Consider the following 15260-nt stretch of genomic DNA (forward strand, 5'->3'; position numbering starts at 1 on the left):
TTTCTCCCTAGCTGTTGTACTTGTCGAAACGGGCTGATATGACATTATTATCCCGGTTTGGGGGGCTAACTTGGTAAGCCTCATACAGAGCTTGCGCGGTATCAGCACAAACCATCGTATAGACATCAGCTCCATAACTGGCGACTTCCTTAACCATAGAACTTGAGACGTGAATCAACGCCGGTTTGCAGCCCACAAACACGGTCGGCGGAGCCCCGATTTGGCGATTCATCTGACTCATCGGATTTTCGTAATCAAAGTCCTGGGAGGTTCGCAGTCCTTTTGCAATAACGTCAATATGATGTTCTTTACAGAAATCAGCTATCAGTCCTTCCACGATTTCTACGTTGACGCGGGTATCGAGTTTCGCTTCCCGAATCGTGGTCTGAGCCAATTCGATGCGTTTATCCAACGAAAACAGCGGAGTTTTCTTTGAATTCTCGGCGATTCCAATGACTACAACATCTGCAAAGGTCAAACATTGGCGCACCATATCGAGGTGTCCATAGGTGAACGGGTCAAAAGTTCCGGGGCAAAGCGTTTGAGTCACATATCCAGATTACCGGCAAATCGGCTAGGCTGTGGTCTGTGACACGGATTGTTGCTGGCGAAAAAGGGGGCTTGCACCTGACTGTGCCGAAGTCGGGAACCCGCCCCACTTCAGAGCGGGTGCGCGAAGCGATGTTTTCCCACCTGCTCTGCTCTGGGTTCCCACAAGGTGCCGCGGTTCTGGATTTGTTCGCCGGTTCGGGAGCCCTAGGTCTGGAGGCGCTGTCTCGTGGCGGGGCAAGCGCGGTTTTTGTTGACGCAGCCGGGTCGGCAGCCAAGGTGCTGCGTGCGAACATAGATACCCTGCACTATCGGGACCGCTCCCGTGTCCTGGTGAAAGATGCCGCCAAGTACGTTTCTGAACTGAAACCCACGGATTGTTTTGACCTCATTTTCTTGGACCCCCCTTATGCTTTAGCACCTTACGTGCTCTCAGAGATTCTGGCAGGCCTGACCGCGCACTTCAGCCCGGAGGGGGTCATGGTACTGGAGACATCAAAAAAGTTTCCTACCCCTGAGATTCCTTCGGGACTGCAAGCCGCTGGCACGAAGAACTACGGGGATACCCTGGTCACTTATTTGCACCAGGCTCGGAGCTGCGGTTGAGTTGGATGGCTCGCTGTGCAATCACAGCACTCAGAGCTGGCAGTACCAGATAGATAGCTTCCTTCACAATCATCATCCCGGAATCGTTGATAGGCACAGCCACCACCATACCCAACAAAATACCCAAAGCCACTACGCGCAGGGCAGGCAGGTCAGTGAGCTGATCCCAGGTGGACACCCACCACGGCCAGGACACTTGGCGGCGTTTTACCATCACTGTGGCCACCACTAGCGCCACTACTACCAGCGCTATTAGGATGACGACCCCGAGGTTGTTCACAAAAGAACGCAGCACATCGCGGACTTTTCCGGAAATCAACTCCTGACTTTCACTGCTGCCCAGATTCGACCAAAAGTTCCCGATATGACTGTCTGAACCGCGGGAGAACCAGCCGATAGCCCCCATCACCCCCAGCGTGAGCACCACCCAGACACCGGCATGCCACCAGCGCGGTTGTACTCCAGCAGCCATCAAGGCGACTATCCCAAAGGCCAGAATAATTCCCGGAGGTCCTCCGAAGTCCGCACCCCAACCGGGCAATGCATCAATCAAGAGGACTGCGACACCGAGTCCCGCGGTGACCCAGGCGGCCCGGCGCTGACCCCAGAAACGTTGCAGGACCGGCAGTAATGCCAGGAGAGCCCCGACAATGAGAATGATGTAGGTCCGGTTAGAAATGCCGTAGTAGCGCCGCGAACTGAGGACCAGCGAGCCCATGAATCCGTTGCGCTGATGGGCGGAACCCAGGACAATGTCCAGCGCCAAAATAAAGAATGAAATCCCCGCCAGAATAGACACCGCGTGCGGGCTACGCCACAGGATACCCACCAAAGCCGCCGCAATCACCGCGGTCAAGGCCAGGGCTACCGCGATTGCTCCAATCGTAGAGTCGGTACCGGGCAAGTTCCACCACGGAATCCAGTTCAGAATCAGCGCTGCCGGCAACATAGCGAAGGCAATAAGGCCCAGGAGACGTACCGCCCACCAGCTGTTTGCTAAACGCCGCGAGCCGCGCGCCGCAAAAGCCCAGATTATCAGCGCCCCAATCGCCAGGTAAGACAGCAGATGAAAGACCTGGTACCACCGTGAGTTGGCGCGCAGGGCGGAGCTGGCGTGACGCTGCTGCTCGGTAATCACGGAACAAGCCTCGGCGACGCTAGCGACCGGGTTAACTCTCAGCTCAGGAAGGGTGATATTCGCCGGCGGGACCAGCTTGGGGTCCAGGTATGTGCGCGCGTTCAACACTAAACCGCGTACGTCGGCAAGAGTTGCTAAGCCGACGGCGCGAGTCGTGGAAGTGTAGAGAACACCAGTGCCAGGAGTCCCAGCGTCGGAAGTTGCGGCCGACTCCCCTCCCGTCAGCGCCAACCCGGGAGTCTGCGCTGCCAGCAGCTGCAGGGACCTGGCGCCTTCAAAATCCCCCAAAGAAGCGATAATGACCGGACGAGGGTGCGCCGCGCTCTGATTTGCGCTCAGGATGGCGGCCAGCTGCTGTAGGGACAGGGTCTTTGCCGTGTCGTAGGTGTTCTGATTCAGCACAGCGGTGTCAACCGTATCCAAATCCACCACAACATCGCTGGGGGCGGCGGCGAGAAGGCTCTGCCACGCAGATTCCAAAGATGTCCGGTTCTTTAAGGTCTTGCCTAGCGGCGAGGTGGGCTGTTGGGCTTCGGCGGCGAGGGCGGCTCTGGCGCCAGCCCCGGTACGCTCGTTATAGAGGGAATCGAGCGTGGAAGGATTGATTCGGGCCATTTCGGGGACGACAGGCAAGGGCAGCCAATGGGCGACCTGACCGCGGCGATTTGCCAGCGGTATTCCTGCATTTCGTCCGACGGCCCAAGCATCCGTCGCAAAAATCCCGCGAGTGGGCCAGGTAATGTTTTCGGTGCGGCCCTTGAACTGGGCATAGGTGACAGCTGCAGATTTTGGCAAGGGCGTGGCGACGGCAGGTCTCAACTGAACCGGTGTCTGCACGGCTGTACCATCGTCCTTTACCAGCTTCATCCCCAGGCATTGCGACCCTACAGTTTTAGCCAACCGGCGTCCTTCTTCGTCGGCAACATCGCCGTGAGCCCGCAGCTGCATCCATCCTTCGGTGGGGCAGGTATAAATCCGAAATGACCGCGTGCTCAGTGCTGAAAACGTAAATGGAACCAGCATTTCCCCCAGCTGATTACCCTGTAAATCGAGGTCGCTGGGCTTCAGACCGCTCATCCCCAAAAACAGCACGCCTGGAGCGTCCGGGGAAGGCACCGCAGCATTGATACCCTGCGTCCACAGGCCAGGAGCGGCCAACGTCCCGCGGGCAGCGGCAGGTATCGCGCTAGCTTGGGGAAGGGCCGCCAGCGTCACCGTCAGCATCGCGATAAATGCTCCCAGACGCCGCCACCATGAACACACAGAGGGAATTTTACCAAGTTTAAACACGCCAGCTGTACTCCCTAGGACTTCGTGAGATTCTGAGCCCCTTCGCCCAGGTCAAACACCAACCGAGCCAACTCTGGATGTGCGCTGAGCTGGGGATCTTCCGCCACCACCGCGGCCGCCGCGGTTTTGGCGGCCGCAATGACTTCCGCGTCGCTGACCAGGGAAAGCACCTTTAGCCGGGAACGGCGGCCCGATTGGCTTTGCCCCAGTACATCGCCCTCCCGGCGGATTCTCAAATCAGCTTCAGCCAGCGCGAACCCGTCCCGGCTCACCGCAAAAGCCAGCAGGCGCGCCAGGGCCGGAGCCAGCGTTCCCTCCCCCGCTTGTGCCATCAAATCTGCCAGGTTGTCCGAAACGGGCGGGAAATCCAGGGGGGCAATGGCGAGGCAAACGCCGGGACGCGAACCGCGGCCAATCCGCCCTCGCAGCTGGTGCAGCTGTGAAATCCCGTAACGGTCGGCATCCAAGATAATCATCATGGAGGCTTCGGGCACGTCCATACCGACTTCCACAACCGTGGTGGACACCAGCAGCGGGGTGCGACCCGCGGCAAAATCCGCCACGGCCTGTTGTTTGGCGCCGGAATCCAGGTTGGAATGTGCCACCCCAATCTGAATATCTCTAAATACGGGCAGGTCAGCCAGCTGTGCCGCGGTCTGGGTGACGGTGTGCAGGACCCGGCCGGGCTCCAGCTCTTCGAGTTCTCCAAACCCGGCTAAATCATCGCCCCAGCTGGTTTGCGCGGGGGTCTTTCGCTTTTTTCGTCCGGTTTCCGAGGGATTCTGAAGATCAGCAGAGTCGGCAGAGTCCAGTTCAGAGGCGTCCGGCGCAATCTTGGGGCAAAGCACATAGACTCGCCCTCCCCGCTCGATTTCTTCCGCGGCCCGGCTCCAGGCGCGCGTGACCCACCGCACATTTGCTTCGTTGACCAGGAACGTCTGGACCTCCGCGCGTCCCGCGGGCAGCTGGCGCAACACGGAAACATCCAAGTCCCCAAACACCGTCATGGCGACGGTTCGCGGTATCGGCGTAGCGGTCATCGTCAAGAAATGTGGGGCTCGCTCCCCTTTCGCCAGCAGAGCGCCGCGCTGTTCCACCCCGAAACGGTGCTGCTCATCAACCACCACCAGGGCCAGGCGAGACAAATGCAGCGACTCAGTCAGCAGAGCCTGGGTTCCCACCACCAGCATCGGCTCACCGGCCGCTCCCCGGTCGGCAATTTCTCGTTTCTCCGGGGCGGGTGTCGAACCGGTCAGCAAACGTAGCGGGACACTATCCGTGCCGGGCTGTGCCCCCGATAGCTCGCCCAGAGGATTCGCCAGTGCCCCCAACAACCGATTCAGGGTCTGAAAATGCTGGTGGGCGAGGACTTCGGTGGGAGCCATGAAAGCGGCTTGAAAACCGTTTTGTACCGCGGCGACACATGCCAAAGCCGACACCACGGTCTTGCCCGACCCCACTTCTCCCTGCAACAGCCGATTCATCGGGACTTCGCGGGCAATGTCCCCCGCGATTTCATCCCAAACCTGGCGCTGCCCGGCAGTGAGCTGGAAAGGCGACCCCGCCACGACTTGTGAAACCAGGTCGCCAGGTTCCCCACCCGCACCCGCCGTCGGCGCGGAAGCGTCCCGAGAAACCGGCAAGGACCAGGCCGGATGGGCTTGGACCTGGTTGCGGGCTTTGGCCAGTGCCGCGCCCAGCGTAAATGCCTCACGGAACCGCAGATAGTCCACAGCAGCCTGGTACTGAGCATCGGTTTCCGGGTGGTGTAAGCCGAGCAAGGCTGCGTAGGCATCAGGCAGGTTTCTCTCGCGGCGCAGCGAGTCGGGGATGGCTTCGGGAATCTCCGCCGGGTTTAGCATCAGCAGCTGAGTGTCGATGATTTTCCCGATTTTCCACGAGGGCAGGCCCGCGGTGGCATGATAGAGCGGCTGGGGGCGGGTTGAGAGGGTCTTTACGACTTCCGGGTCATAATCAGCCAGCACCCGGTATTCCGGATGAGCCAAGAAGGCTTCGCTGGCCCGGCTGCCCGGTTTACCCGAAAGTCGCCCGGCAAAAACCGCTAAAGTCCCCTTTTCCAGGCGATTTGCGTGCATGTTTAAGGCGTTGGGGTGTTTCGCAAAGAAACGCACGGTCAGGCGGTTGGCCCTCTTTCCCCACAAGTCCGGACGGAATCCTCCCTGGTCAAGGGCGTCCGTTTCCAGCTGGTCCTGCAGGGTTACCGTGAGCATGGCTTTGTCGTGGCGGCGAGTCCAACCCAGACGCGAATCCATCACCACCGCAAAAACTGTGACATCCGCCCCGGGGATTAGCGAGTCAAAACGGGTCAGTTCTCCCCATCGATAGGTTCGCCGCGGCGGGTACCACAGCAAATCACCCAAGGTCAATACCCCCAGGTGAGCGAACTTAGAGACGACGGATTTCGCCTTAACTATCCGCTCCAGAGGGGTCTGCAAGTTCACCATGGTTTCACCTTATCAGGGAGCCTCTCACTGAAAATTCGGAAGTGCTGGAAAGCCGGAGGTCACCGCGGGGAACACACCACAGACGTCAAAGCCGAACTCCGATGCAGGTGGGGCCGGGCTGTCCTCCGTAATAGGCGACAAGCTCAATGTCCGCGTAGTTCGCCAAAGCGAGCTGCAACTTCATCCGGTCCGTGCTGACATTTTCGGAACTGATGACCGCGTGGAGTTCCCGGTTCGACCCCAGGTCGTTGACAAGATCGCGAATCTGGGTGTCCAAGTCATGATTAGACAAGGGTTCAACCCGGATGCTGGCTTTCAAATCCCGGCAAGCGGTTTCCAAATCGCGCAGCTGCTCCGAAACTGCACCGCGAAACCGTTTCCCCTGCAATGATTGCACCAGCCACGCCGCGCTCAACTCGTCGTCGGTATCCGCCACCATCACAGGAGCGTCCGCGCACTCGGTATCGTCCAGGGAATCGCGCATTGTCAGAGCCATTTCGCGCGCTTCAGGGGTGGTGGGAATGATGAGAGTAGCGCGGCCTTTGGGGATGGAGCGCCAGGCCCAACAAATCTGTTCGGGATTTTCCGTGCCTAAAAGGACCGTGGCTCCCGCTCTAGCGTAGGTCTCCACCAGTGCCGGCGCGGCGCTGAGGACCAGCAGACCCGGAATCACGAGCGGGGCCTGACGGGCGGCAAAGTTAGATAAAACCACCACATTGTCAAAATCAGCAGTGAGTTTAGTCAGGGGGTCTTCGTCGCCTTCGAGGGTTTCAGGGCGGAGGCCGAGATGATGAATCAGCACAGCTCCGTGCGGATATGGCAGGGCTGCTAGAGGCGAGGGGGTGTGTACGTGCGCTACGAAACGTCCCACTCCGATTTCATCTAAAATTTTACAAACCAGCACTTCAGAGCTGGCCGCCCGCAGACTGTCCCGCAGCTTTCCGGTAGGTATATCCATGGCCTCAAAATGGAAAGTGGCGGCAAATTCGCCGCCCGGCACCGTGTGTCGCAGACTTTCCGCAACGATACGCGAACGATTAGCCCAATCGCGCAACATGGCTTGCACCGTGGAAACATTGGTGGCGGCGTCGCCTTCAGCGGTCGCAGCCAAGTCAGCCAAGGACGCAAAAATCAGGCAGGCCCCCGCCAGACCGGCGTCTCCCACCCCGCCGTGAGCGTCAGCGGAATCAATGGTAGCTTCCTGCGCACAAACCAAAGCCGTGTCCACGACTTGTGACAAAGTCAACAGCTCCAGTTCCGAAAGTTGTTCGGAAACGGTAGAAATGAGTCGCGATAACCCAAATTCCCAAGTATCTGAACCACTGATTGCCTTGAACGCCTGGTCCATAGCATCGATGGCCATCAGCAAATCGGCCGGACGCACCACGGGCGCATCCCCCCAGGCCTCGGCACAGGCGGCAAAACCGGAAGCAAGGAAAATCCCGACTGATCCGTAGGGAAATTTCGCGACTTCCCGGCTCAGCGCCCCCATAAATTCCGCGGGGCGCAGGGAGGGACTCAGGGCTTGCGCCGCACGCGTGGCCGCCGCCCAAGAATTCCCCAGATTGGCCCCAGTATTGAAATTCGGCACGGGGAAAGTGTTGAGGTCGTCCAGCAAATCCCGCGCATGATTCAAGACCTCCCCCGTGCGCACGCACCATTCGCGAAGGTCTTTTGTCTCCAACTTTTGTCGCGCGGTATCCAACCTGTTTCCTCCCTGGTCACCTCCTAAGTTACCTGTTGCCGCCCGGTTTTCCCGGTTCCCATTCCGGTTTGGCCAGTTTTGCGTCTGGTGACAATAAACGTCGGTCCCACTGCCGCTACCCGAAACGACAATGGGGCCAACCAGACTGGGGAATTAACCTCACCACGGAATCAACGCTGGGGCAGACCCCGTTCGTCGTCGCCCCAGACCTTCCCGGTGTAGTGGGGACTCATGAGTGACTCCAAGCTGAGAACTTCGTCAAGCTCCGCGGGGGTCATCAAGCCTTTTTCAATGACCAGTTCCCTGACTGACTTACCGGTCTTCGCGGCTTCTTTCCCAATCAAGTCACCATTATGGTGACCGATGATGTCGTTGAGATAGGTGACGATTCCGATGGAGTTATGCACATACGCTTCGCAGACTTCACGGTTGGCGGTGATACCGTCAATGCACTTGGTGCGCAAGGTGTCAATAGCGTTGGTCAGTAGCTCAATGGATTCAAACATGCACTGAGCCGCGGCTGGTTCCATGACGTTCAGCTGCAGCTGACCAGCGGCGACAGCGTGAGTGAGGGCGACATCGTTTCCCATGACCTTGAAACAAACCTGGTCGACGACCTCGGGAATAACCGGGTTGACTTTGGCGGGCATAATCGAGGAACCCGGCTGCATCTCGGGAAGATTAATTTCATGTAAGCCACAGCGCGGTCCCGAGGAAAGCAAACGCAGGTCGTCACAAATTTTCGACAGCTTGGATGCCAGCCGTTTCAGCACCGCATGAACCGCCAGGTAAGCGCCGTTATCTGAGGTGGCTTCCAAGAGGTTAGAAGCGGGGACGATTTCGTAGCCGGTCACCTCCGCCAACTTCTGGCACGCGACTTTCGGATAGCCCTCAGGTGTGTTCACGCCGGTGCCGATAGCGGTCGCTCCCAAGTTCATTTCCAGCAGCAAAGCCCCGGCGACACTCAGGCGCGTCAGCTCCTCGGCGATGTTGACCGAAAAACCGTTGAATTCCTGGCCCAGCGTCATGGGGACAGCGTCCTGCAGCTGCGTGCGGCCCATCTTAAGAATGTCTTTGAATTCTTCACCTTTGCGAGCAAAGGCGTCAGACAGCTCCTGCACCGCCCGCTCCACTTCGTGAAGCTGGGTGTACACCGCCACGCGAAAACCGGTGGGATAGGCATCGTTGGTGGATTGGCTCTTGTTCACGTGGTCATTAGGGTTAATGATGTCGTAGCGGCCTTTTTCGTAGCCCAACAGTTCCAGAGCCAGGTTCGCCACGACTTCGTTGGTGTTCATGTTCACCGAGGTGCCCGCCCCGCCTTGGAACACATCCACGGGGAACTGATCCATGGCTCGGCCCTTCTCTAGCACTTCGTCGCAGCCGGACACAATGGCGCGAGCGATGTCGTGGGGAAGCACGTGCAACTCTTCATTCGCTAACGCCACTGCCTTTTTGACCTGGACCATGGCTCGCACGAACTCCGGAACATCCTGGATTTTTTTACCCGATATATGAAAATTCTCGATTGCCCGCAGGGTTTGCACCCCGTAGTAAACATCCTCAGGAATTTCACGTTTCCCCAGCAGGTCCTCTTCGATACGCCCAGCCATCATCGCTCCTATCTGTTCCCCGGAAAAAGGATTTGTACACCGTTGTGCCAGAACAACGGCGTTCTAGCAATCCCATTCTAGTCTGCGGGTTCAGCGTCGTGTTTCAGAAAGACCGGTGTCTTGGGCACGCGTAACGAATCTGCTTTCAAAGCGGGGTTCGATTTGAGAATCGACCCAGTTTGCCTTATCATAGTGAGGTTGCTCGTTGAGAGCTGCGGGTTCAAAGCCCGTGAAAGACTTTGAAGAATTACAAGAAATCAGAGGTATGAACATGGCAGCGGTATGCGATGTATGTGGAAAAGGTCCCGGTTTCGGGATGAGCGTGTCTCACTCTCACCGGCGTAACAAGCGTCGTTTCAATCCGAACATTCAGCGGGTTCGTGCCATCGTAGAAGGTACCCCCCGTCATTTGAACGTCTGCACCAAGTGCATCAAGTCCAATCGAGTGGTGCGCAACACGGGTCGCTAACCCCGTTTCACTTCTTGAATGCCGCGTCAAGGTTCTCCTTGGCGCGGTTTTTGTTTTTTCACGTTGTCAGCACAAGCCCGCTTCCGACCGCAGCTCTAAATGATAAGTTTTTGTAAATAAAGTAGTAGTTTTCGTACAGTTGTATTCACCTTTTGAACTCCGCTAGAATTGGATGAAATTCCAGTTCAATGCCTATTTTGCGCCCCATAACTGCAGTAAAACCCCCGCCACAGCAATTTTTGCGCAAAAACCAGATTTCACCTCCCCTCGACCCCGATTTTTTCGCACTATTTAGCGGTTTACTCGCTCTAATTGGAACATTTAACGGACATTCTTTTCTGAATTTTTCCTGAGCGTAGCCTGGTGATAATCTCTCCGTAAGCTGGGTGCGCAGCGACAGGGTTGTCTCTGGCTCTGAACATTCAGCGGTGAATATAACAACTACGTATGGAGAAAACATGAAAGTAAAACACATTTTCGCCTCTGTCGCGGGTGCAGCCTTATTGGGCGGCGCCTTCTTAGTTCCGGCACACGCCGACTCCTTCCAGGACTTCACCCCGGAAACCGTTCAGAATAACGACAAACTGCCCGTGGTCAACACCTACCGGGCAAACAACTACCTGAAGGCGAACGTTTTGAACGCTTACCCGGTGTGTAACGCCGGTGAGGACCTGCGTACCGTCATCTACAAAGTCTCGACCAACTTCGAGCCCAAAGGTACGATTTCCACCACCAACCGTACCAACGCCTCGGTACCGCTGACCCAAACTCTGTCCAAGACCGAGACCATCAGCTTCTCTTACCACAGCGACTTGAACGCGGGAGTCAGCGCCACCGCTTCGACCAACACTCCCGCAGGTGAAGGTCCCAACGCGTCTATCACCGCTTCCCTGGCCAAGACTATCGGCTACTCCATCTCGTACTCGCTGTCCTACACCGCTGGTCAACAGATTGGCCCTTACCAGGTTCCTGCCGGCAACACTGGTGAAGCCACTTATGGCTTCCGTACCATCACCATGACCGGCACTCAGCAGGCTTGCAAGCCTAACGGCACTTGGGGACACGCCTTCGCTTGGACTTCTACCGCCCCGGTGAAGAATGAAGTTGTCGTCAAGATGTACGCCACCCCAGATGGCGCTCTGGGCGGCAACGGCGACACGAATGCTTCTCAGGATGCTGGTTTCCCCCACCCCACCGAAAAGTTCGTGGCCTCCACCGAGCTGAAGCCGGTTGACCCGAACGCCGTGAATGATGGCAAGCTCGACTTGGCCCCCTTCCTCACGGTTTCGACCGCTAAGGCTGCCGGTTACGCCGGTACCGTAGCGCTACGGGTTAAGAACGTGGGTACCGAAAACTACTACGGCGAGTTCCCGACGGTGTCTTTCTTGGTCAAAGTTCACCAGGTTTCCGGCCCGCAGGGTGTAGATCGCCGCATCACCACCGGCCAGTTCAAGGGTTCTACGGTTGAGGATCTTGGCTTCGATCGCGCTACCTCCACGCGCACCTTCCGCGTTACCATGTCCAACCTGATTAAGCCCCAGCAGGAGATGCTGCTCGCTAACTTCAACTTCGGCGACGGCTACATCGGCAGCGCGAATGGCAAGGACAAGCGCTTGCAGAACTGGATTGAGGTTTCTCAGCTGGGCCGCTTGGCGAAAGATGTTTCTATCAGCAATGACCGTTACCTGGATTCCCGCACCTTGGGTGTCACCTTGACTGACGGCCGCAAAGCCAAAGCGAACCTGGGCGTTTTCTAAGCCTGTTGCGTGCAAAAAATTTGCTCAGAAAATAAACTTTTGGGGAGGTTCGCCACGGCGAGCCTCCCCAAAAGATTTTTTAACAAAAATTCTGCCCATAATTTACACGCATTTAACATTCGTGCACTGTTCAGTTAACAGTCGAAAGGTAAAGTTCCTTTGGATTACCGGGTGAGGGCTGCCAGTTACGAACGGCGGCTTGAACTTCCGGCAGTCACACTCACAATCCTAAGGATGCTGCTTTGGAAATAACTGCCACTATCGTGCTCGCAATCGTCATCATTACGGCACTTTCTTTCGACTTCACTAATGGCTTCCACGACACCGCCAATGCCATGGCCACTTCTATCTCGACCGGTGCCCTCAAGCCCTTTCAAGCGGTGGCGATTTCTGCCGGTTTGAACATGGTCGGAGCGTTCCTCTCCGTGAACGTCGCCGCCACAGTCGCCAGCGGCATTGTCGATTTGAGTTCTTATGACCTCACCAACCAGGCCGAGGGCATCAACCTGTTGATGGTGGTGTTTTCCGCCCTGATAGGAGCCATTATCTGGAACCTGTTTACGTGGCTGCTGGGGTTGCCTTCCAGTTCCTCCCACGCCCTGTTCGGCGGCATGATTGGCGCGGCGTTCGCGGCGATGGGTGCCGGGGGCGTGGAATGGGGTTCTATCCTGGGCAAGATTGTGATTCCTGCCGTGGTCTCTCCCCTCATCGCGGCCGGCGTGTCCGCCACAGCTACTGCCCTGGTCTACTGGATTACGAACACGATTCCAAAAGAGCGAAAAGCCTCCCACTTCCGTCACGGCCAAGTCATCACCGCTTGCCTGGTGTCACTGGCTCACGGCGCGGGCGATGCCCAAAAGACGATGGGCGTGATTTTCCTGGCCCTCATCGCGACCGGTAATGCAAGTGCGGAGGATCGGATCCCCGTCCTGGTCATCCTGGCTTGCGCGGTAGCAATTGCGGCAGGAACGCTCTCCGGTGGCTGGCGGGTTATCCGCACTTTGGGTAAAGGTCTGGTCGACCTGGAGCCTCCCCAGGGAATGGCTGCAGAAGCGACCTCCGCGGCTATCATTCTGACCTCGGCTGCTGGGGGGATGGCTTTGTCCACCACCCACGTGACCACTGGCGCTATCTTAGGCACCGGATTGGGCAAGAAGGGCGCTACCGTGCGCTGGGGAGTCGCCATGCGGATGGCGTCCGCTTGGGTCATCACCCTGCCCTGCGCCGGTGTGGTCGGCTACGCAACCTGGTGGATTGCCGCGTTGGCAGGTCGAGCTCATCCCATAGTCGGGGCGCTACTTGACCTGGCCATCCTGCTGGTGATGGTGGTCCTCATCGTGCTGCGTTCGCGCAAGAATTCGGTGGGGGCTCACAACGTGAACGAAGAGTGGGATCCGAACGCCGAGTCGATTGATTCTTCGCTACAAACCGCGCCGACCCGCGAGATTGACGCGAACCTGCGTGAGGACATCGACGAAATCATGCAAAAGGGCTTGGATAAAGCCGCCGAAGCCGCCCTGGTGACCTCACAGTCGCGAGCTCACCAGATAACCGAGCTGAGACGCCAGCGCGACGACTTGATTGAGCAGCTGCGCAAACTCGATCGTGAACTCGAAGAAGTGCTCTTTTCAGACGAGCATCTGAAGGGCGAACGTAACGTTCCCGTCACGGCCAGCGCCAGCGCGGGTAAAACGGTTGCCGCCACCGCTTCGGAATCGCCGGATAAGTAACCTCGGAAAGGACGAACAATGACTGTCGAAATGGCTTGGGCAATCGTTCGAGTGGCCGCTTTGGCCCTCATTTTTGGAGCCGGGATTCCCATGCTCTATGCCCTGGGGATGCGCGCTCATGCCGGGGATCCCATTCGTGATGAAACCGGTGAAGTTATCGCCGACACCGAGCCAACGCCGCAGATGCGAGCTCTGGGCTGGGCAGTCTACGGTTCTCTGGCGGTCATTATCATGGCCGCTATTGTCTGGGTGGCAAAAGACTCCATAGAGTTCTACACTGGATGGGCACCCTTTGGGGCAATATAAATACTTTCTGAAAAATTCGACACTAGTTGCCTCGGTTTCCGGCCGAGGCAACTACCTTTTTAGACTCCAGCCCCCGAATTAGGGGTCTTTTCCGGGTATATCGCGAGCGGGGCGTTAGAAATCGGGGATTAAACAGGGATAGGTGGCTATATAGGCCAGCAACCCCGATTTAAACGCAAATTTCGATCGCTTAGTCTCACTACGGTTTCGACCTGACCGGGAAAAGACACTGTTAGGATGAAAGTATGGCTACAACTCATTTGCAAGGTAATCCCGTAAATACTGTTGGTTCACTGCCCGCGGTGGGTTCTCCCGCCCCGGACTTCGTGACCGTCAAACAGGACCTGTCCGAAGCGAAACTGTCTGATTTCCGCGGCAAGACAGTGCTCCTCAATATTTTCCCCTCCATTGATACGGGGGTTTGCGCAGCCTCAGTACGGCGTTTCAACGCCGAAGCCGCGAAGCTCGATGGGGTGGAAGTCGTCTGTGTTTCGCGCGACCTGCCTTTTGCCCTAGGGCGTTTTTGCGCCGCAGAAGGTATCGACCACGTCACCACGACTTCGGCGTTCCGTTCCAGTTTCGGCCAGGACTACGGTGTCCAGCTAGCAGACTCCCCTATGGCCGGATTGTTCGCTCGTTCCATCGTGATTATTGATCCGAACGGTGTGGTGAAATACACCCAGCTGGTCGACGAAATCACCACGGATCCTGACTTTGAATCGGCTCTGCAAGCACTGAACTAGGCTTCCCTGTTTTCGTTTCGTACTAGCGGCGACCGGCAAAACCACCGGTCACAGCCGTTGCGCTGCTGCGCTCATCCACAGGCACAAGGTCGCCGCGGACGTTACGTTTAGGGACTCGGCACGCCCAAACATGGGAATGGACACGAGTACATCGCACCAGGATTCCTCGGTTGGGTCCAGCCCGTGCGCTTCATTGCCCATCACCCAAGCGACCTTCTTGTCACTCCAGGTCGCGGCTGTAACCGGGGTCAACATGACGTCGCCGGATAGCGACGTGCCCACAATGGTCCACCCTTCGGCTCGCAGAGCCGCCACTACGGCTTCTAAATCCTGAAACCGCGGCGTGGGAACATGGAACACACTACCCACCGAAGCGCGAATGACTTTCGGACTGGTCGCATCGGCACAGTCTTGCCCCATAAACACCGTTGAGGCCCCGCAGGCATCAGCCAGCCGAATCAGCGTCCCCGCGTTGCCCGGGTCTTGAGTAGCGGGCAGAATCAAAGCCAAGGTCCCCTCCGGCGAGGCCGGCACGGACGGAAAAGCCTCAAAACGCGCCACCGCAATCCACCCTTGTGCGGCATCACTCAGCGCCTTCTCAACTTGCGGGGAAACAATATGAATATGCAGTCCCCCCGCAGATACTGTGGACTGAGCAAAATCCAGTAGCTCCGGGCGAGTCTCGGCGCCTGCCTCGGTCACAAATAAATCTGTCACCGCTCCCTGAGGGGCACTATGCAGCAGCTCAGTGACCGCTTGGGGACCTTCGACCCGCGTTAAACCCGAACGCAAACGCGCGGAACGCCGCGAAAGCCCCGCCACCTTCCGGATGCGTTCGCTTCCGGGGTTGTCGAGGATTTCGCGACGTTCCACCATAGAATTGTCGATT

The 15260-nt window shown here is 57.6% G+C and carries 12 protein-coding genes; 6 read left to right on the forward strand and 6 right to left on the reverse strand.

What is annotated here, in order from left to right; genetic code table 11:
* Positions 1–7: 7 nt before the first annotated feature.
* On the reverse strand, positions 8–550 hold the full coding sequence (gene coaD, locus Q0V70_RS03545) for a pantetheine-phosphate adenylyltransferase (RefSeq protein WP_297588425.1): 543 nt from the start codon (positions 548–550) through the stop codon (positions 8–10).
* 38 nt (positions 551–588) lie between these two features.
* Here coaD and rsmD point away from each other — a divergent pair, with 38 nt between their 5' ends.
* Positions 589–1155, forward strand: a complete 567-nt coding sequence (rsmD, locus tag Q0V70_RS03550) for a 16S rRNA (guanine(966)-N(2))-methyltransferase RsmD (protein ID WP_297588427.1) — start codon at positions 589–591, stop codon at positions 1153–1155.
* Here rsmD and Q0V70_RS03555 read toward each other — a convergent pair.
* The 4 genes from Q0V70_RS03555 to aspA all read right to left on the reverse strand — a co-directional run bounded on the left by Q0V70_RS03555 (position 1121) and on the right by aspA (position 9369).
* Positions 1121–3556, reverse strand: a complete 2436-nt coding sequence (locus Q0V70_RS03555) for a tellurium resistance protein TerC (RefSeq protein ID WP_297588428.1) — start codon at positions 3554–3556, stop codon at positions 1121–1123. The genes rsmD and Q0V70_RS03555 overlap by 35 nt on opposite strands.
* 41 nt (positions 3557–3597) lie before the next feature.
* On the reverse strand, positions 3598–6048 hold the full coding sequence (locus Q0V70_RS03560; RefSeq protein ID WP_297588431.1) for an ATP-dependent DNA helicase RecG: 2451 nt from the start codon (positions 6046–6048) through the stop codon (positions 3598–3600).
* An 85-nt stretch (positions 6049–6133) separates the two neighbouring features.
* Positions 6134–7753 carry a hypothetical protein gene (locus Q0V70_RS03565; RefSeq protein WP_297588434.1) on the reverse strand — a complete coding sequence of 540 codons (1620 nt, stop codon included), beginning with the start codon at positions 7751–7753 and terminating at the stop codon, positions 6134–6136.
* 170 nt (positions 7754–7923) lie between these two features.
* Positions 7924–9369 (reverse strand): aspartate ammonia-lyase, encoded by a 1446-nt coding sequence (gene aspA / locus Q0V70_RS03570; protein ID WP_297588437.1) that lies wholly within the window; start codon positions 9367–9369, stop codon positions 7924–7926.
* Between the two features lie 268 nt (positions 9370–9637).
* On the opposite strand from aspA, the gene rpmB reads away from it, so the two are divergent.
* The 5 genes from rpmB (at position 9638) to tpx (ending at position 14371) form a co-directional block, all read left to right on the forward strand.
* Complete coding sequence (rpmB, locus tag Q0V70_RS03575) at positions 9638–9835, forward strand: 50S ribosomal protein L28 (RefSeq protein WP_036324183.1); 198 nt, start codon at positions 9638–9640, stop codon at positions 9833–9835.
* Between the two features lie 458 nt (positions 9836–10293).
* Positions 10294–11592: a hypothetical protein gene (locus tag Q0V70_RS03580; RefSeq protein ID WP_297588440.1), complete on the forward strand. Its 1299-nt coding sequence runs from the start codon at positions 10294–10296 to the stop codon at positions 11590–11592.
* 242 nt (positions 11593–11834) lie between these two features.
* Positions 11835–13322 carry an inorganic phosphate transporter gene (locus Q0V70_RS03585; RefSeq protein WP_297588442.1) on the forward strand — a complete coding sequence of 496 codons (1488 nt, stop codon included), beginning with the start codon at positions 11835–11837 and terminating at the stop codon, positions 13320–13322.
* Between the two features lie 18 nt (positions 13323–13340).
* Positions 13341–13628 carry a hypothetical protein gene (locus Q0V70_RS03590; RefSeq protein WP_297588444.1) on the forward strand — a complete coding sequence of 96 codons (288 nt, stop codon included), beginning with the start codon at positions 13341–13343 and terminating at the stop codon, positions 13626–13628.
* Between the two features lie 245 nt (positions 13629–13873).
* Positions 13874–14371: a thiol peroxidase gene (gene tpx / locus Q0V70_RS03595; RefSeq protein WP_297588446.1), complete on the forward strand. Its 498-nt coding sequence runs from the start codon at positions 13874–13876 to the stop codon at positions 14369–14371.
* A gap of 48 nt (positions 14372–14419) precedes the next feature.
* On the opposite strand, the gene Q0V70_RS03600 is transcribed toward tpx, so the two are convergent.
* Complete coding sequence (locus Q0V70_RS03600; RefSeq protein ID WP_282921719.1) at positions 14420–15247, reverse strand: RNA methyltransferase; 828 nt, start codon at positions 15245–15247, stop codon at positions 14420–14422.
* Between the last annotated feature and the right edge of the window lie 13 nt (positions 15248–15260).

Origin of the sequence: uncultured Mobiluncus sp. (assembly GCF_947087965.1) — a bacterium.
In the GTDB taxonomy this organism is placed as follows: domain Bacteria; phylum Actinomycetota; class Actinomycetes; order Actinomycetales; family Actinomycetaceae; genus Mobiluncus.